Below are 19,053 nucleotides of genomic sequence, written 5' to 3'. Positions count from 1 at the left end.
GATGCCGGAATTGCCGGAAATGGAAAACTACCGGACCTTGCTGTCCGAGAAAATACTCGATTTGCCGATTACAAGTGTGGTGGTTAACCGTGAAAAGTCGATTAATACCGATCCTGATGTGTTTACCCGTGAACTGACAGGCAATCGTATCATATTTGTAGAGCGTAGGGCCAAACATCTGATCTTTCATTTGGCTAATGGCAAGCGGCTTGTGCTTCATCTCATGCTGGGCGGAATGATTTTCTGGGGCACGGAAGCTGAACGTCCTGATCGTTCCACGCAAGTGGAAATTCAGTTTGGAGAGTATACGTTATACTTTATTGGGCTCCGTTTAGGATATCTACATTTGCTTACTTCCAAAGAGACGGAAGAGGCTATGTCTGATCTTGGACCTGAACCTCTTGATCGGCGCATGAATGCAGAACGCTTTGCTGCTCTGTTGAAAGGACGTCGAGGTACACTCAAAACTACACTGGTTAACCAGCACATTATTGCAGGCATCGGAAATTGTTATTCAGATGAGATTGCATTTGCAGCAGGTCTGAGACCAAGCTCTAAGACTCAAAATATTGCTGCATCGCCTGAACTCACAGCACGTTTGTACCATTCTATGCAATCCGTGTTGCGGGAAGCTGCTTCGGAAGGCGGTTATATGGAAATGCCGTTGATGCAGGGAGATACCAAGACGGGAAGTTTTGACGAGCAGTGCCGAGTGTATGATCGTGAAGGGGAAACTTGCCCTCGTTGTGGGGGAACGATAGCGCGCGTGGAAATTACGGGAAAGAAGGCTTTCTTCTGTCCGGATTGCCAGCATGAGGCCTAAAAGCGGAATCGGGGCACATGTTAGCACCAGAGGTGGATTTCTTCAGGCAGCCAAACGGGCATATGAGATGGGTTCTACGGCATTTCAATATTTTCCGAAGAACCCGCGGAGTCTTGGCTTGAAAGAATTGGACCTCAAAGATGCTGAACAGTGTCGGGACTGGTGTGAGACGCAGGGGATTTCTTCCATTGCGCACTCACCCTATCCCACGAATCCGGCTTTGGGCAAAACCCGAGGAGAGGCGGGTTTTCATGCAACCATTGCATCGATACAAAATGATTTGCATATTGCAGATGCTTGCGGTTCAGTAGGGACTGTAGTTCATTTTGGTCATCTCAAGAGCAATGAACCACTCGAAGGATATCAGAATCTCATATCCTGTCTGGATACCGCTTTAGCAGATTGGGATGGACAGGCTAAGATTCTGCTTGAAAATCAAGCTGGAGATCATGGTCCCATGGGTACGACGATGGAAGAGTTGATACAGATTCGTAAACTAAGCCGGTATCCTGAACATATTGCTTTTTGTTTTGACACGTGTCATGCTTTTGCTTCAGGCATGTGGACGTCAGGTAATGAGGCATCGATGCTGGAGAAAGGCAGAATGCTGGGATACTGGGATGCTCTTGCGGCTGTTCACTTTAATGATTCGAAATATCCCTCTGGTTCATGCAAGGACAGACATGCACGGATTGGACAAGGTTATATAGGAAAAAAAGCGATGCAGGAACTGTTATGTGCGCCTGAATTTCAGCAAGCGGTAGTTGTGCTGGAAACCGAATCAGGCGAAGATGGAACACACCGTGGTGACATTGAGCTCATGCGTTCCTGGCTTTAAATGGGGAGAGGAGCGAATGTAATGCATGTTTTTTTGGATGATTACCGGGCATGTCCGAAAGGGTTTGTTCTGGCTACCAACGCAGAAGAATGCCTGATGCTGCTTAGAGAAGGTGATGTGGACATTCTATCCCTGGATTTTGAACTGGGTCCAGATTCGCCGAATGGCGGTGAAGTTGCTGCTTCAATCGTCCGGGAAGGTTTGTTTCCACGACAGATCTATTTGCACACGTCCAGCATGTATGGCAAACGTCAGATGTACGAATTGTTGTACAGCAATAAACCAGACTCTGTTACCATCCATAATGGTCCGATGTCGGGTGAAGTTATGCTGCGTGTTGCTGCGGGAGAAGAAAGCTGATGAAGCCAATTACGACCAAAATGTTAATGCGCGGTGTATGGGAAGGCATGCCTCAGGCTGTATTTATCTATACCCCGCTATGCGGAACTTGTGCAACAGCACGTCGAATGCTCGAGATCGCGGAACATTTGCTGCCCGAAGGGATTTTGACCGAGATGAATATTCACGACATCCCGGAACTTGTGCAGCAGTTTCAGATTTCGAGTGTGCCTGCTGTTATGCTGTTTGATGGAGAGCATGATGTACCCAGAATGGTTTATCGGATGAACTCTGTCGAGCATCTGTTAGGGGAAATCCGAAAGGCGGTACTGAAATGAGTGTAATCTCAATGGAGCATGTCTCTCTTAGAAGGGAAGACAATCAGATTCTGGATGACGTTCATCTGCATGTTAAAGAAGGCGAACATTGGGTAATTCTTGGACGCAATGGTTCAGGTAAAACAACGCTGCTGGAAATGATGAATGGATATATGTTTCCAAGTCAGGGGCGTATTGAAGTATTGGGCAATCTGTATGGTCAATGTGACGTTCGGGAGGTTCGGAAAGAAATTGGTTATATCAGTCAGACATTGATTGAGAAACTGACACATCGAGATCCTGTATGGGAAGTTGTCGCAACAGGAGCTTATGCTTTTTTGCGTTTCTATCAAACGATTCCGGATGACGTGAAGGCCAAAGCATTGAACCTGCTTGATGAAATGGGTTTTGCAAAACTTGCTAATCATCCGCTCGGCACCCTTTCTCAGGGGGAGCGCAAAAAAGTAATGCTGGCTCGTTCATTGATGGCAGATCCCAAATTGCTGATTATGGACGAGCCTTGTGCCGGACTAGATCTGTATGAACGTGAGAAAATGTTGGCCGAAATTGATCGGCTACGTAAGCGTAATATCACTGTCGTTTATGTAACACATCACGTGGAAGAGATCGTACCTTTGTTCACACATGTGGCCTTGATCCGCGATGGACGTATTGCTGCGGCAGGGCCCAAACAGGAAGTTTTAACACAAGATACAATTAAGCATACGTACGATGTTCCGGTTGATATCCAGTGGGAAGATGGACGTCCCTGGATTCGCGTACGTTCTGGAGGGTAACACATTTTGAGTACACAGTCATCTTGGGGTGAAGGAGACTTCTCCCGTTTTATCTGCACAGCCAATCATGGTTTTGCACCCTATGCTCAGGAGGAATTGCGCCGTACATTTGGGGCAGTAAAGAGCACGGTACTCGTACCAGGTGAGATTCTGCTTGCCGGTCTTCCGATTGCGGAAGAAGAGGTAGCGATCAAGCTTTTGGAAGAAAGCCCGACGTTTTTACGTCATATTCAACCTGTTCAATTTCAGGAAAATACGGAAGATTCAGCGCAAGCAATGGAAAAATTGATTTCATTTGTGTTGAACCATACGGAGTTAACAGGCACTAAAGTTGCATTACAAGTTCGTAAAACCGAAGGGGCCTTCTGGAGGGAGAACGCTGCTTCATTGAAACAGCTCTTGACCGAGAAGTTGGATGACCTTGGTTGTGATTGGGTTGTCCGTGATGCGGATCATGTTATATCAGTCTTCGTTGCCGATGACATGTTATATGCCGGTGTATCCAGACCGGATCAAAATCTGTCGGACTGGAGTGGCGGAGCAGTTCGTTTTCAGAAGGAAGAGGGACAAATCTCTCGTGCCAAATTCAAATTGCTTGAAGCGGAGCAGACATTTGGCATCGACTTTACTTCTTTTCACAAAGCATTGGACATTGGTGCTGCGCCTGGTGGATGGACCTCTTTCCTGCTAGAGCGCGGGCTTGAAGTTACAGCTGTTGATCCTGCCAAGATGGATGCGACCCTGCTGGAATCTCCCAAATTGACGTTTTTGAAAAAGAATGCTGGTGATGTACGTTTCCGCGAAGGGGAATTCGATCTGCTCGTATGTGATATGAGCTGGAGTCCCAAGCTGATGAGCCGTCTTATATCGGACTTGTTATACAGTCTTCAATCGGGGGGGACAGCAGTTGTGACAGTGAAGTTACTGCACAAGAAGCCGCTTGCGTTGATAAAAGAAGTCATCGATACATTTGAGCGCTCCCGGATGCAGATTCAACGTTCCAAACAGTTGTTTCATAACCGTGAAGAAATCACGCTATATATGATTAAGTATTAAGATATTAAAGGCATTAAATTTTATGCTTTACAACACCTTATTGCCTATACTATAATGATACCAATATTAACCATAACAAGTTGAGGGAAAGCATCCCGAAGTGAAGAGTCCGGCTATCCGGTCTGTTCCGCTTCGGTGAAGCTTTCCCTTTTTTGTTATGCATACAAGGAGGAGTCTATATGAGACATCCGGCCAGGCTCGAGCGTGGAAGCCTGCTGGGAGGAAGGTATCGTATTGTGTCCATTCTAGGTTCAGGTGGTATGAGCCATGTATATGAAGCAGAGGATTTGAAGTTGCCAGGCAAAACCTGGGCGATTAAAGAAAGCGTGACGGCGATGCCATACGAAGGCAGTATGGAGTCAGAAGCTGCTCTTCTTACATCTCTGAGGCATCCCAGATTGCCGCAAATCGTAGATTTTTTTGTTCCTGATGAGCACGGTTATACCTATCTTGTGATGGAGTACATTGAAGGATTGACACTTAGTGACTATTTCAAGCAATGTCGGGGGAAGATTCCGCTTGAGCATATGACGGAGTTTGTGCTTCAGTTGCTGGATGTATTGAGTTATTTGCATAGTCTGGACCCGCCTGTCATCTACCGGGATTTGAAACCATCCAACATTATGATTACACCAGAACATGAAGTTAGACTGATTGATTTTGGGATAGCACGGAGCTATAAAGCACAAAGAGTTGATGATACGGTTAAATTGGGAACGGCCGGCTTCGCTGCACCAGAACAATATGGTTCAGGCCAGACGGATGCGCGTTCTGACCTTTATGGGCTTGGAGCATTGCTGCTCTATCTCATGACTTGTGGGACTTATACCGAATGGATTCAGGGAGTAGAGAGTTCCATTCGCAGCGATGTTCCACGTACCTATATTCCTGTTGCGAGAAGGTTGTTGCGACTGAATCCGAATGAACGTTTTCAATCGGCTGATGAAGTTCGTAAGGAGCTGCTGCGCAGACCGGGAATAGCTGCTGGTGGTTCAGAAACGACGGTGACGATAAGCGGAGGAACAAGAGTGATCGCTTTGACAGGGGCATCATCCGGTGTTGGAGTTACGCATACGGCCATAGCCATAAGTCACTATCTGGAGCGGCAGAACTTCAAAGTTGCCATAATCGAGATGTCGCCACGTTCCCAATCGTTTACACGGATTCAACAAGTGGCGCATGCAGGTAAACCCGTGCCAGCAGGCAGACAGTTTGCAGTGGATGGTGTACATTACTGGAAACAATCTGGACGTGCAGACATCCTGTCTTTATTGGGAGGCAGCTATCAGTTCATTGTGATGGATCTGGGCAGTGGTCAGGATCAGAACCGGCTTGAAGAGTTTCTCAGAGCTGACTTGCCCATTGTTATAGGTTCCGGTGCCGAATGGAGACAAGCTGAGATTGGATCTTTTGTCCGTTCACACAACCGGTACCCGAAAGACAAATGGATCTACTGCCTGCCACTGGCAGCATCTGATGCCGTTCAGCGCATCCGAAAAACATTGGATACTTCCAGTGTCTACGGCCTGCCTTTACATATCGATCCCTTTGATCGGGAGCCGCAGATGGATAAGGTTTTTGCACATATTCTGACTCATATGATGGGGCAGCTTCCCAAGAAACGTTCATTCTTTGCAAGAAAAAGAGCACATGATTAGAAGAGATTGCGAAAGGAGAGCCTCTTTTGTCTAAATTAAGAAAACAAAGCCGTCAACTGATTTACGCTGGATTGACGGGAGCAGGAGCAATCGGTTTATTGTTTGGGGCATATGTCATTTACAATGTCAAAACCATGAGTGATACGAGAGCTGAAGTGGAGTCCCGTTACTCGTCAGCCTACGAACAAAAAGAAGCTGAATTGATGCAACAATGGAACTCGGGGGCACAGGGATGGGTAACTATACGGGATGTTGAAGCAGGAGAGCCGATATTGCCCGAGGATATCAAACTGATAGCCGTTCCAGATGCTCAGGCACCAAGGAATCTGTGGTCCAGCTCCAAGCAGATGGATGGTCAAGTGGCGAAAATAGAATTAAAAAAGGGAACTGCTATTACAACTGAAATGGTGTATGAGGATACCCCGGCACCGCCGGATTTAAGAAACCGGGAACTACAGGTTGTGTTATTACCCTCTTCACTTGCGAAGGGAGACATCATTGATATTCGTATTCAGTTTCCAACGGGTCAAGACTATATTCTCCTGTCCAAAAAGAAAGTTGAAAGGTTAAATGCAGCTACACTATGGATTACAATGTCGGAGGAGGAGATCCTGTCCCTTTCAAGTGCAATTGTAGATGCCTATTTACATAAAGCTTCAATCTATGCCCTAACCTATGTAGAACCCCAGTTCCAGACACCAGCAATCCCGACATACCCTGCCAACAATGAAGTGTTAAAACTGCTGGAGAGTGATCCTAATCTTGTACGTCGGGCTGAAGTGGAGTTAGCGCGGCAAGTACGCAGTTCGCTAGAAAGTTCACTCGCCGCATCCATGTCAGCGCCATCCCAAGGTGTAGAGCAGGATGTTGCACAGTCTTCCGTTTCATACAATAGTCGCCCTGGAGCAAATAATTCTTCGTCTACTGATGGGGTCATCTGGAATGACGGTTCAGGTAGCAGCGGAACGACGGGTACAGAGAGCAATGATTTTTCAACATCCACTTCAAGTACGGATGAGCAGAAAAGCTTGCTAACGGGCGGGGAGTAAAACGTAGGAAATATAATTATTATGCATTTAACAACGTATAAAGAAACTTTAAGGAGCTTTGATAGCTATGCAAACATGGATCTTTGCTGGGTTATGCGAAAAGAATGACCTGATGCTGTACCTTTGCAAAATACTAGCGTCCTCCGGTAAACGTGTCTTGCTTGTTGATGGAACACTACAACAGAAATATGGATACGGCGTTGGGGAAAGTCAGCAATCTCTGCGTATTACAGAATTTGAAGGTTTTGATATCGCTTGTCAGTTCGTAACTTCAACAGCGGTAGAGAGTCATCTTGAAGCGAATGGCGAGAAATTAGAGAGTTATGATTATGTCCTTTACGACATGGAAACATCACACTTTGCGTCACGTGATCTATGGCTCACAGCAGATACTCGTGTCTGGGTCAGTGACTATGAACGCTACAATCTGGAACGAGGTAAAGGGTGGCTCAAGCGTTTGCTTGAAGAACAGTCCCTGCCAGCAGAACTGCCGTTCCAGCGCATTTTGATTAATGCCGTTGAATGCAAACTGGAAGCTCGATATTTGTGGGCGTATCTGGAAGGTAGTCCATTTGTATGGACAGGGGAATCGCTGATGTTGCCTTGGGATGAACTGACTGCAGCAGTCAAACTGGAAAACGAGCATCATCGCCGTATTCGCCTGGGGCCACTGTCACGGAACTATAAAAGATCGCTATGCAGATTAGTGGAGCAGTTGACCGGATGGGAAAATGTCCAGAGTCGCCGGGCTATTAAAGAAGCAGAAAGGATGAGGGCATGAGCACCATTACGTTTTGGAGTCCTTTTGCAGGAACAGGCAGCACCTCAAGTGCGTTAATCGGCGCCTATGCAATGGCCCTTCAATATAGGACAAGAATTTTGCTTGTAAATACAGGTCCAGTCGGTAGCAGCGCAGAAGCAGCCCTTCCACCTAAAGAAATAGAGGACACGGGATCAGCATTTACATTCGAGGAGGGGGGATGGGATGCTGTGGAACGGCTGCATATCAGCGGGAGTCTGAACAAGCACAATTTGAGGGATTACACCAAGCCGCTGCTCAAAGATCGTCTGGATTTGTTGACTGGCAGAATTAACAGGCTGGAGCGTTCCTCAGAAGAGCATGTGGATACATTAAAAACGCTGCTGCACGTAGCCAACGAATATTATGATCTGGTTCTTCTCGATGCAGATCGCGCAGGTACTAATAACAAGGTTCTGGTGGATCAAGCGGACTATGTTGTGGTGAACCTGAATCAAAATATGAGGGATCTGGAGTATTTTTTTGAAAAAATCAGACCCGAGAGTATGAGTGATCAGAAGCTGCACATCGTGCTGAATAAGTATGATCCTCATTCACGTGCAACCATCACCAACATTCGTCGGCGTTTTCGATACAAAGGCTCGATATCAGTGTTGCCTTATACCACCGGATTTCTGGATGCCTTCAATCGTCGTGATGCGGCTGCGTACTTGCAACTGGAAGGTCTGAGCAACAATAAAGATATTCGTAAAGGGAGCTTTGCCGCAAGTATGACTGAACTTGCTCGCCTCATTATGGACGGAGCAGGGATGCGAACCGTACTAAAGAGGCTAGAAAGGGGAGCCTGACCTCTGATGCTCTGGAATACCCTATGGTTAATTTTAATTTTGCTGTTATGCCTTGCGTATGTTTGGTTCAAATATAAAGCTTCCCATCGTGAAAAGCATAATCGTGCCCCTGAGCGTGAATCCTTCACAATTGAAGTGCTGACGGAGAAAGTAAAGAACTCGCTTCATGAGCTTAGTCATAGTCAACTTGCTGATGCCGGATTGCATGAAGAAGAATATCGCCGGAGAATCAATCAACGTGCCGAAATGCGCAAGGCGCTTAAAGGTTGTGTATCAGGAAGCATCAGTGACAAAACATATGTCAAAAATCTGATAGGTGATCTTCTTACTCGCAGTATAGGACTGAGTAAGTCGAACATTGATGAGGTCATTTATTTTGGTGAAACGGAGCTGCTGACGGTTCAGGATCAATTCGAAATTGTGTTTTATCTATACCGGCAGCAATTTGGTGTTGATGCTTTGTCGCGCATGATTGACACTTATGATCTGGGCAGACTGAGGCTGAGTGAAGGTGCAGACGACGGAGGAAGTTACTATATCTCCGAGGAGGACATCCGATATGTGTTTGAGTGTGAGTATAGAGAGCTTGGATTCAGAGAAAAAACGGATATCATCGTTCAACGTATCTATCAACATTATAAAGGTTTCTCGGTGGTTGATGAAATAAGAGATCAACGAATAGATGGCGTTAGTGGTGGTGTAAGCGGCATGCTGGATGCCCTTCAGGATATGGGGCTACGGCAGCCAGCTTCGTGGAATGATCTGCTCACGGATGGACTTGAAGATGCTCCCCTCGAAGAACCACTTAGTGGAATGGAAAGTGTCTGGATTTTCTATAAAGGTAAGTCCATTCATCTGTCCTTCCTGTCATTTGGCAGTATCCGTGAACTGAAGAGGGTATGTCAGAATATTTATAAATACAACTATCCGGGACAGCTTTCGGAGGCGAATGGGTACAAGGTGAACGAGATGAAGGATGGATCACGTGTCGTTGTTGTACGTCCTCCCTTTGCTGAATCATGGGCATTCTTTGTCCGGAAATTCGATATTCCCAATGCTTCACTGGAACAGTTGATTACTGGTAACAACGCAGGTCTGCCAATCACTTTGCTGCAATTTTTGATGAAAGGCAGTCGAATTACAGCTGTAACAGGAGCACAGGGGTCGGGTAAAACGACCCTACTTATGGCGATGGTGAAGCATATTTACGCTTCGTATACCCTGCGTGTACAGGAGATGGCTTTCGAGCTACAACTGCGGCGTATATACAGTCGCCGTAACATACTAAGTTTCCGGGAAACGGAGCACATCTCAGGTCAACAGGGACTGGACTTACAGAAAAAGACGGATGGTACTGTAAATATTCTCGGTGAGGTCGCAAGTGATGAAGTAGCCGCATGGATGATTCAGATGTCCCAGGTTGCCAGTCTGTTCACCCTGTTTACCCATCACGCCAAAACGTTTCGTGATCTGGTCTTCTCCCTCCGTAATTCACTACTCAAAACAGGTATGTTCCAACATGAACATATTGCCGAGGAACAGGTCGTAAGTGTCATTAATTTTGATGTACATATGAAAAAGGACGCAGAGGGACGAAGATATATCGAACGAATTACGGAGTGTCTGCCACGCGCGAATAAAGGGGATAGCGTGGAGGAACGGGCGGGATTTACGTTTCGCAATGTGATTGAGTACAGGGATGGCAATTACGTCATCACAGCTCCGATCTCCATAGGGAGCATTACGGATATGCGGGATCAGATGACACTGCAGGACGCTGCGCTGTTCGAACAGTTCATCAAGCAACATTGGGGTGATACCTATGACCGTTAAGTTTGTTCTTCTCTTGGTGCTGGGGATATGTGCAGGTGGCTTGATAATCACGCTACTTGTACTGAACCTGTTACGTCACAAAGAAGGAGACAATGCAAGTAAATCTATCGGAATCGCTACGCTAAACGGAAATCGTACGCTGCGGTGGGGATCGTTCCTGTTACAGTCTTATCGCTGGGGCATGAAAGTGCCGCTTCTCTCTTCCTATATTCTGCAAGTACAGAAACGAATTTCATTCCGGCATGTTGGCGACGAACCATCCTTAAGACGAATGGCGATGAGCGTGGTCTTAATGATCCTCGGAGGATACGGGAGTATTAGTGTAATCCTTTTTCTTATGCAGCCGGGTATCGCCTTTGTCATATTGTCGGTACTCTGTGCTGTAGTTCTAAACAGCCTTGTACTGGATATGTGTCTGAATCGTATGGAGAAACGACTGTTGGTACAGATGCTGGACCTGTTTGCCGACGTGAGACATCGGTATCATCAGCATGGAATGGTAGAGGAAGCACTGTATGAAGCAGCGGAAGCAGGTAAAGGAGAGGCTGCCGAGCAAGTGCTGTTGATCTATGAAGCATTGACTTCTCCAGATCCGAACGAAGCTTTGGAACGATACTACGAGATTGCGCTAAATCGTTTTCTTAAAGGTTTCGCCGGTATTTCATATATGGTGATGGAGTTCGGGGATAAAGACAGAGCACAGGGTTCGATTTACTTGAAAGGTTTGGGGAATCTGACGCAGGAAATTCATCTGGAGATTTTGCGGCGGGACAAATTGGACTATTTGTTAAAAGGGTTGAACATCATTGCCCTTGCCCCCGTTCTGTTCACCGCTCCAATTGAACGTTGGGCCAGAGGAAGTTTTCCGACGATGGATGAGTTCTATCGCAGCAAAATCGGCTTTATAACCAAAATATCCATCTACGTCATCATCATACTTGCCTACCTGCTTTTGCAAAGACTTCAGCAATATGATGAAACCCGTTATCGGACAGGACGCAAACACTCCAGAATGGATCAGTTCTTATACAAGCAGACGTTCATTCGTAAACTTGCGATGTTGTTCGCGGCAAAACCTGGCAGTACCAATTACAGTCAAACCGTAAGACTGATGCGGGAAAGTAGCTCGGAACTGAAATATGAATGGCTTTCTATACGAAGGCTGATGTTATTTGCAAGTTGTTTTGTCCTGACCATTGGCTGTGTTTTGCTGCTGCATCAGGTTGAACGAAATCATATTTTATATGACCCCGTGAGAGATGACCGGATGTTTGGCTCGATGGGAGAGGCGGAGTTGAAGCAGGCTACAGAAAAAGCAAGCCTGGATCAAGCTGTACTAGAGCGCATTGAAATGAAGCGAGGAGCCACTTTTGATGAGATCTCCAATGCACTGCAGTCCGTGAATCCCGTTCAACTGGACCATGATACACAGAATGAAACAATTGCACGCATCCTGCAGAAGCTGGAAGGTTACAACAAACAATACCTCCGCTGGTGGGAGTTAATTATTGCAATGATGATAGGTATAGCGGGTTATCACATGCCGATATGGCTCATGATGTTCCAGCGCAAAATGAGAAGTATGGATATGAGGCATGAAATCTATCAGTTTCAGACGGTTATCTCGATCTTGCGAGAGATGGATCGTATGTCCGTAGAGGAGATACTGGAATGGCTCAATCGCTTTGCTGTTATTTTCAAAAGGCCATTGCAAAAATGTCTGTTGCACTTTGAACATGGGCCGGAGCATGCGCTTGAACAATTAAAAGAAGATGCAGGGCTGCCTGAATTTCAACGTTTGGTTGAAAAGCTGCAACTTGCACTCGGGAAAATTTCAATTCGAGAAGCATTTGATGATCTGGATAGCATGATGGCCTTTTATTTTGAACAACGGAAGCAGGAATACACCAAGATGATTGATGTTAAAGCGTCATGGGGGAGAATGATCGGGTTTACACCGATGTATGCCCTGATCTTCCTCTATCTGGTCATTCCGCTGGTAGGCATGAGTTTCCTACAAATGAACATTTATTATGAACAGATTCAGAAACTGTAACGACCATGTACGTCACAGTCTGAAATAAATTAAAAACAATATAGGAGGATTTATCATGAACAATGCATCAAGCGCTTTAAAGGTGGCAGCAGGCATCTTTCTGACCATCGCCCTTATTACGATTGTAGTTCTATTGTTTATTTCGGCTCAGGAGGCGACCAAAACGGCACAGAACAATTTTGCCGATATCCAGACCGAATTGTCTCAAGCTGCATTTACCGTGTATGACGGAACAACCATTAGTGGATCACAGGTTACAAACGCGTTGCGTAAATATGCGGACAAGGATCAGTTCGGTATTCAAGTTATAACAGGTAAAAACAAGGGAGGTCAATGGTACGGTAATCAGTTGAACATCTCCCAGGATCTCAATAATGCAGATTATGGTTCGGTTATTACACCTGACGAGAAAGTGGGCGTTATCAACCAGACCATGAGTGAAAAAGACAATCAATATGTCAATCCAAGTGGTAAATTCAAAGCAATTATCGTAAAAGACAGATCTAATGTGGTAAGAGGGCTTATTTTCCAGCAATCCTGACAGGAGTTGGTTTAACATGTCCCAGAATACACAGCAGCTTATGTTGTTCTGTACGGCGGTTGTCTTATTTGTGACAGCCTGCCTGTACGGGCAGCAGAATGTTCGGGTTCTATCAGACGCATTAAATCATTTGGTGAAGACGACAGCAGACATGGAAGGACGGGTGAATACCACGCTACGTATAAGCCAGCCAATCCGTTATAGTGGTGCTGAAGTCTTACACACTGTGAGGCAAATGACAGGGACAACGGTCAGCGTGGAGGTGGACGGGATTGCATATGTCATTGATCCTCTTGTAAACAGAAGAGGAACCATACCTGTGCAACTTGCAGCTTCGTATAGACCTGAGTTCATAAGAAGTGAAGCTGGCGCACTGCTAAAGATTGCATTTTGGAAGGAGGCCAGTACACCTTGATTAATGCTGCATCCAAGCTGCTTTCTGTTTTGCTGGCAGTGATTTTGCTTTATGTATACCCGGCAGCAGAGACTGCTAATCGACAGGATGACATGGCACGCATGACTGTTGTTCAGACGGTTACCCGTTTTGTCGATGCAATCAGAACAAAGGGATACATTTCCCCTGCCATGTATGCAGAGTTCGAAGAACAGATGGCCCGAACGGGGAATGCCTATGAGATTTCTATGGAACATTTGCACAAAAAATATGTTCCTCATTACTCGGATCCGATGGATCAGAGCACATTTTCTGGTACTTATGAAACTGTGCAGGATGGTTATTATTCAGCCCAGATTAAAGCAAAGTTGTTTCCTTCGTCTGGTGTGCTGGCTTTAGACGATCCTGGGCGCAGATATACACTGGCAATGGGGGATTTCTTCACAGTAACCGTCAAAAACACCAATCGCACACCTGCCATGCTGATTCGTGAGTGGTTAAACGGGTCTGCGCAAGCTGCAGCTGTGTTTACCACATATGGGGGTATGGTGCTCAATGAAGATTACTGATCTTTCCATTGTGTTTGTGCTTATCTTTTTACCTATATTCTGGGTTATTTCTCACAATACAGACAATGCCCAGGAGGCTCAATATTTAAGCAATCGATATAAGATGGCACTTCAGACTGCTGTACTGGATGCAGGGGCCGTGATGCATCAAAATGAGAAGCAAAACGATGAAGCAGGGTATGATTCGACCAAATTTGTTAAAGCGGACAAAGAGCTTGCCTTAGCTACGTTTACTCAAACAATGGCGCTAAATATGGGGATTCAGGATGATCTTGCGGCTATACGGGCCATGTTTAATTACATTCCTGCAGTGGTCGTGCTGGATTATGATGGTTACTATATTTTGGCGAACGAAACAGAAGTGACCGGAAATCTTGAAGATTCATTCCGGCAAGTTTGGAGTCCCAAAAAGCCCTATACATATTCTGATTCAAATGGTAGCAGTATTAATTTTACACTCGATGGGTATATATATGCCTACGATGCAGGCTTGGGTATGTGGGTTGAAGGGTTCCAGAAAGAACTGGCCTCCAGCACACAAATCCCTCTGCTTCAGAATACCGAAACATTTGAGCAGATCAGACGAAGTCGTATCGTGACAAGTGTGCAGGAAGAATTGGCAGATGTTATTAACCGGCATAATGAGTTTGCAAGAAGGAATGGTGTTTCCTATACCTTTACCATGCCATTGATTTCTCAGGAAGATTGGTACAATTCGATTAATGACACGGGGCTTATGGCTTTTATTCAGGGAATACCTGTAGGTAACCAAAAGATAAACAATTATGCCATTGGTGGTGGCAGACTGGTGAAGAAAACAGCGATCGTTGGTGGAGTTGATCCGGTAAGTGGAATTAAATACTATTATCCTTCCACATGTAACAATGGTTACAGAGCGGAAGAGGTATTTACAAATGCCAAACAAGCGGCAGCACAAGGTTATTTTGAGTATAACTGTTCCATAAATTAAAGGCGGTTTGTTTGTAATAAAAAAGCGAGGTTGCATGAGATGTTTACATTACTTTCAGAAAAGGCGACACCTGTGCTAAAATAGGGTTTCGGAACGATAGTAATGTCCAATAGATAGGAGCAACCTCATCTTATGAGTTTATTGTCAGTAGAGAACGTGAGTCACAATTTCGGAGACCGCACGTTATTTAAAAATGTATCTTTTCGTTTACTTGCCGGAGAGCGTGTAGGTCTTGTTGGTGCAAATGGTGTGGGCAAGTCCACACTGATGAACATTCTTACCGGGAAATTGTTAAAGGACGAAGGGAAGGTCGAATGGACCCCCAAAGTTCGTTATGGATATCTGGACCAGCATACCAAGCTCACACCTGGAAAAACGATTCGTGATGTGCTTAAGGATGCGTTCCTGCCCTTGCTTGAGTTGGAAAAAGAAATGATGTCCATCACAGATCAGATGGCAGACGCCGATCCGGACAAGCTCGAATTGTTGCTGGAAGAAATGGGAGACATTCAAGAGCAATTGGAGCAAGGTGATTTTTATCTGATTGATGTGAAAGTGGAAGAGATGGCAAATGGACTGGGCTTGTCCGCCATCGGTCTGGATCGTGACGTGGCCGCGCTTAGTGGTGGTCAACGTACGAAGGTATTGCTTGCCAAGCTCTTACTGGAGAAACCAACTGCTCTTCTGTTGGATGAGCCGACGAACTATCTCGATGTGGAACACATCGAATGGCTGACGCGTTACTTGAAGGACTACCCGTATGCATTCATTCTGATTTCGCATGATACGGAATTTATGAATGAGGTCGTTAACGTTATTTATCATCTGGAATTTGCCAAATTGACGCGTTACGCAGCAAACTATAACAAATTCCTTGAAATGGCTGATATGAATAAGGCGCAGCATATTGATGCTTATGAGAAACAGCAGGAGTATATCAAGAAGCAGGAAGATTTTATTCAACGGAACAAAGCCCGTGCTTCTACTTCTGGTCGTGCCAAGAGCCGAGAGAAGCAGCTCGGTAAGATTGAACGGATCGATCGTCCAGACGAAGCGGCCAAACCCACATTCAAATTCAAGGATGCCCGGGCGAGTAGTAAAACCGTCTTTGAAGGCATTGATTTTGAAATTGGATATTCATATGCATTATTGCCCAAGATGACGATGACGATTGAGCGTGGGGAGAAAATTGCCATTGTTGGTTGTAATGGTGTAGGTAAATCCACATTGCTTAAGACTATCTTGGGAAAAATCCCACCAATCAGCGGTAAGACTTTCCTGGGTGACTATCTGGAAACAGCTTATTTCGAACAGGAAGTACGTGCAGGAAACATTACCCCGATTGAAGATGTGTGGAATGAATTTTCTCATCTGACACAGAATGAAGTCCGGGGCCATCTCGCACGTTGTGGATTGAAAAATGAGCATATCACTCGTCCGCTTAATGCGCTTAGTGGTGGTGAACAAGCCAAAGTTCGTTTATGTAAACTTCTGATGCGTGAAAGTAATTGGATTTTGTTCGATGAGCCTACAAACCATTTGGATGTTACGGCTAAAGCAGAGCTGAAACGTGCCTTGCAAGAATTCAAGGGTACCGTGCTGCTCGTATCCCATGAACCTGATTTTTATGAAGATTGGGTTACCAAAACATGGGATGTTGAAGCTTGGTCCGAGAAACAATAACGTAATAAATGGAAATTGTACGGTGACAAAAAAGGGTGTCTATGGTAACATAGGCTACAGCTTCATATGAACACTAGGGGGGCCGCACGATGCGGCTGAGATGGAAGAATGCGATTCCGGACCCTTTGTACCTGATCTGGATCATACCAGCGTAGGGAAGTGGCGCGTTTCAACTAATGACAAAGAGCGTTATCGATGACTTTTGCGATATTGCCTGCAAGATGAATCATGCATCTCTATGTATACAGCGTTGCGATTATGGATGGTTTCTATAGTTGTTATCCGTTATGTATAGAATAATTGCATGCGGCAGTCATTCAGTTGATCCATGAATTTTTAAATTCGTGGCCACTCCCCTACGGGAGTGGCTTTTTTTTTGTTTTATATCAGCTTATATCATGCAAGAGGAGGCGGACAGGACGGCAATCTTCCACGAACATGTAACAACAAAAGCTTTCGAACTGCATGTGGTTTCACCAGGTACAGGAGACATGGACTCTTTTCTGAATATTGCTAAGTATATATGGCAGTGGGTTGATTATATTCACATTCGGGAAAAAAGGCTGTCCTTTGAGCAACAGATGTATTGGGCGCAAAGTCTGAACACACAAGGTGTTCCATCTAACCAAATCATTATGAATGGCTTAGATCGGCTGGATCAACATACGTTGCTTGGTGGTGTGCATTGGGGGCAAACAGTTATTCGCAGTTACGATAAGGATGAGTTGAAGAGAGTCGAGCGGCTGCGCGTAGGCATATCGGTTCATTCTCCGGAAGAAGCAAAAGTTGCAGAAGAACGTGGAGCGGATTATCTCTTTTATGGGCATGTCTATGCTTCAAATAGCAAACCAAATTGCGAACCCAAAGGGCTTAGTGCATTGGCCGAGGTATGCTCCAATGTTTCGATTCCGATAATCGCAATTGGCGGGATTAGAGCTGATAATATTGCTGCCATTCGAACTGCTGGTGCCAGAGGGGCCGCTGTGATTTCAACGATTTGGGCGAACGATGAGCCGAAACTAGCCGCGGCATCATTACGGCAGGCAATCACAGATTCAGAGAAGTACGCCGAACCAGGGAGATGAGATCATGAGAGAGGAAGCAAGAAGTCGAAGCAGGAATCGTTCAGGCTATCATCCAGGAATCGTATCGGGAAGTAAAGTTGGAGCGGAAGTTCGAGGCAAGATTCATGCAGAAACCATTATTGTAGGCGGAGGCGTTATCGGTTGTGCCATCGCATATGAACTCGCTACCCGAGGACATGATGTTCTTCTGGTTGAGCGGGCGCGAATTGCTGGGGGAACTTCCTGTGCAGCCGCCGGGATGCTTGCTGCTGACAGTGAGGCATTCACTCATGCTGTAATGGCGAAGCTTGCACGGAAGAGTAGAGCTTTGCTTCATGAGCAGAAGGAACGAATCAGTTCGCTTAGCGGAGTGGAGATGGGACTGCAACAGCATGGTTTTATTACTCCTTTTCGTTCATACTGTGAGGTCACCAGTTACAAAAATAATCGATCGTCTACCTTATCTACAGAACATATTTGGTGGGATCGTGTCGCTGTCCAACAGGAAGCTTCATGGTTAAACAGGGATACGTATGGAGCATATTACAGACCCTCCGAGAGCGAGGTCCTTCCCGTCAATCTAACACAGGCTTATATCAGATCGGCTCAAGCTATGGGTGCGAGGGTGATGGAAGGTGTACAGGATGTCCGTTTGCATACGAATGTAAACGGTGTACAAGGAATCGAGACTTCAATAGGAACAATGACATCGAGAAATGTGATTATTGCTTCAGGGTTACAAGGTGATGAATTGATGAGACATGTTGGCCTGAAATCGCCTATTTTGCCTGTGAAAGGGGAGATTGCAGCGGTGCAGTTTTCACCCGACTATGTCGGTTACAGACCTGACAAAACGGTGTATGCAGAGGATATATATATTGTTCCTAAAGCCAATGGAGAAGTGTGGATCGGTGCAACAAGCCTGCCTGGAAGAACAGACATGAATGTTTCGGTGCAAGGTATTCAGAAGCTGCTTACAGCTGCGACAAATTGGGTGCCTGGCATGAAGGATGCGCATTTTATCCGAGCGTGGGCTGGTGTTCGTCCCTCGACTCCGGATAGATTGCCGTATGTGGGCGCTTGTGAAAGTGTTCCGGGTTTATTCGCTGCTTTTGGACATTATCGTAACGGAATATTGCTTAGTGCGATTACAGCCAGCCTCATGGCTGACTTGATTTATGGCAAAACCTCGGAAGAACTGGGGATTCAGGACCTTTGTCCAGAACGTTTGAACAGAAAGGAGATGTTGCAGTGAACATCATTGTCAACGGACAAACCATGCAAATTGAAGATAGCTTAGATCGTGTGGACAAATTGCTACATTCATTTAATTTGCAAGTAAAAACCGTCGTGGTTGAATTGAATCGTCAAATTTTAACGCGGGAATATCATGAAACGACGGCGTTAAGAGACGGAGACCGAATTGAAATTGTACATTTTGTGGGAGGCGGTTGAATT

Annotated in this window: 20 protein-coding genes and 1 riboswitch; all 20 genes read left to right on the top strand. The window is 45.6% G+C overall.

Annotation, left to right across the window (positions count from 1 at the left end):
• The first annotated feature begins 1 nt into the window (after position 1).
• The 20 genes from RS891_RS19090 (at position 2) to thiS (ending at position 19,050) form a co-directional block, all read left to right on the top strand.
• Positions 2–823, top strand: coding sequence for an Fpg/Nei family DNA glycosylase (locus tag RS891_RS19090; protein WP_113052110.1), 822 nt, complete (start codon positions 2–4; stop codon positions 821–823).
• On the top strand, positions 813–1,661 hold the full coding sequence (locus RS891_RS19085) for a deoxyribonuclease IV (RefSeq protein ID WP_315792884.1): 849 nt from the start codon (positions 813–815) through the stop codon (positions 1,659–1,661). The genes RS891_RS19090 and RS891_RS19085 overlap by 11 nt, the downstream gene beginning before the upstream one ends.
• Before the next feature lie 21 nt (positions 1,662–1,682).
• On the top strand, positions 1,683–2,021 hold the full coding sequence (locus RS891_RS19080; RefSeq protein WP_113052112.1) for a cyclic-phosphate processing receiver domain-containing protein: 339 nt from the start codon (positions 1,683–1,685) through the stop codon (positions 2,019–2,021).
• Positions 2,021–2,338, top strand: a complete 318-nt coding sequence (locus RS891_RS19075; protein WP_315792883.1) for a thioredoxin domain-containing protein — start codon at positions 2,021–2,023, stop codon at positions 2,336–2,338. The genes RS891_RS19080 and RS891_RS19075 overlap by 1 nt, the downstream gene beginning before the upstream one ends.
• Positions 2,335–3,114 carry an ABC transporter ATP-binding protein gene (locus tag RS891_RS19070; protein WP_315792882.1) on the top strand — a complete coding sequence of 260 codons (780 nt, stop codon included), beginning with the start codon at positions 2,335–2,337 and terminating at the stop codon, positions 3,112–3,114. The genes RS891_RS19075 and RS891_RS19070 overlap by 4 nt, the downstream gene beginning before the upstream one ends.
• A 6-nt stretch (positions 3,115–3,120) precedes the next feature.
• Positions 3,121–4,170 (top strand): SAM-dependent methyltransferase, encoded by a 1,050-nt coding sequence (locus RS891_RS19065; protein WP_315792881.1) that lies wholly within the window; start codon positions 3,121–3,123, stop codon positions 4,168–4,170.
• Between the two features lie 179 nt (positions 4,171–4,349).
• Entirely contained in the window at positions 4,350–5,828 is a 1,479-nt protein-coding gene (locus RS891_RS19060; RefSeq protein ID WP_315792880.1) for a serine/threonine protein kinase, read from the top strand.
• Between the two features lie 26 nt (positions 5,829–5,854).
• Positions 5,855–6,877 carry an SAF domain-containing protein gene (locus tag RS891_RS19055; protein ID WP_113052116.1) on the top strand — a complete coding sequence of 341 codons (1,023 nt, stop codon included), beginning with the start codon at positions 5,855–5,857 and terminating at the stop codon, positions 6,875–6,877.
• A gap of 67 nt (positions 6,878–6,944) precedes the next feature.
• A complete protein-coding gene (locus tag RS891_RS19050; protein WP_113052117.1) occupies positions 6,945–7,658 on the top strand; it encodes a hypothetical protein in 714 nt (237 codons plus the stop codon).
• Entirely contained in the window at positions 7,655–8,485 is an 831-nt protein-coding gene (locus RS891_RS19045; protein WP_315792879.1) for a CpaE/TadZ family protein, read from the top strand. Before RS891_RS19050 ends, RS891_RS19045 begins: the two co-directional genes overlap by 4 nt.
• A gap of 6 nt (positions 8,486–8,491) precedes the next feature.
• Positions 8,492–10,318, top strand: coding sequence for an ATPase, T2SS/T4P/T4SS family (locus RS891_RS19040; protein ID WP_315792878.1), 1,827 nt, complete (start codon positions 8,492–8,494; stop codon positions 10,316–10,318).
• Complete coding sequence (locus RS891_RS19035) at positions 10,308–12,374, top strand: hypothetical protein (RefSeq protein ID WP_315792877.1); 2,067 nt, start codon at positions 10,308–10,310, stop codon at positions 12,372–12,374. Before RS891_RS19040 ends, RS891_RS19035 begins: the two co-directional genes overlap by 11 nt.
• A 55-nt stretch (positions 12,375–12,429) precedes the next feature.
• Entirely contained in the window at positions 12,430–12,915 is a 486-nt protein-coding gene (locus RS891_RS19030; protein WP_111619553.1) for an ABC transporter permease, read from the top strand.
• Positions 12,916–12,931: 16 nt separating this feature from the next.
• On the top strand, positions 12,932–13,330 hold the full coding sequence (locus tag RS891_RS19025; RefSeq protein WP_113054518.1) for a hypothetical protein: 399 nt from the start codon (positions 12,932–12,934) through the stop codon (positions 13,328–13,330).
• Complete coding sequence (locus RS891_RS19020; protein ID WP_315792876.1) at positions 13,327–13,878, top strand: hypothetical protein; 552 nt, start codon at positions 13,327–13,329, stop codon at positions 13,876–13,878. The genes RS891_RS19025 and RS891_RS19020 overlap by 4 nt, the downstream gene beginning before the upstream one ends.
• Positions 13,865–14,848, top strand: a complete 984-nt coding sequence (locus RS891_RS19015; RefSeq protein WP_315792875.1) for a hypothetical protein — start codon at positions 13,865–13,867, stop codon at positions 14,846–14,848. Before RS891_RS19020 ends, RS891_RS19015 begins: the two co-directional genes overlap by 14 nt.
• A 132-nt stretch (positions 14,849–14,980) precedes the next feature.
• Positions 14,981–16,531 (top strand): ABC-F family ATP-binding cassette domain-containing protein, encoded by a 1,551-nt coding sequence (locus tag RS891_RS19010; protein WP_113054515.1) that lies wholly within the window; start codon positions 14,981–14,983, stop codon positions 16,529–16,531.
• Between the two features lie 65 nt (positions 16,532–16,596).
• Positions 16,597–16,706: riboswitch (TPP riboswitch) on the top strand.
• Positions 16,707–16,929: 223 nt separating this feature from the next.
• Positions 16,930–17,616 (top strand): thiamine phosphate synthase, encoded by a 687-nt coding sequence (locus RS891_RS19005; RefSeq protein ID WP_315792874.1) that lies wholly within the window; start codon positions 16,930–16,932, stop codon positions 17,614–17,616.
• A gap of 4 nt (positions 17,617–17,620) precedes the next feature.
• Positions 17,621–18,850, top strand: coding sequence for a glycine oxidase ThiO (gene thiO, locus RS891_RS19000; protein WP_315792873.1), 1,230 nt, complete (start codon positions 17,621–17,623; stop codon positions 18,848–18,850).
• On the top strand, positions 18,847–19,050 hold the full coding sequence (gene thiS / locus RS891_RS18995; protein ID WP_113054512.1) for a sulfur carrier protein ThiS: 204 nt from the start codon (positions 18,847–18,849) through the stop codon (positions 19,048–19,050). The genes thiO and thiS overlap by 4 nt, the downstream gene beginning before the upstream one ends.
• Positions 19,051–19,053 lie beyond the last annotated feature (3 nt).

Origin of the sequence: Paenibacillus sp. BIC5C1 (assembly GCF_032399705.1) — a bacterium.
In the GTDB taxonomy this organism is placed as follows: Bacteria; Bacillota; Bacilli; order Paenibacillales; family Paenibacillaceae; genus Paenibacillus; species Paenibacillus taichungensis_A.
The sequence above is the reverse complement of the archived record's forward strand: the minus strand, read 5'-3'. Positions and strand labels throughout refer to the sequence as shown.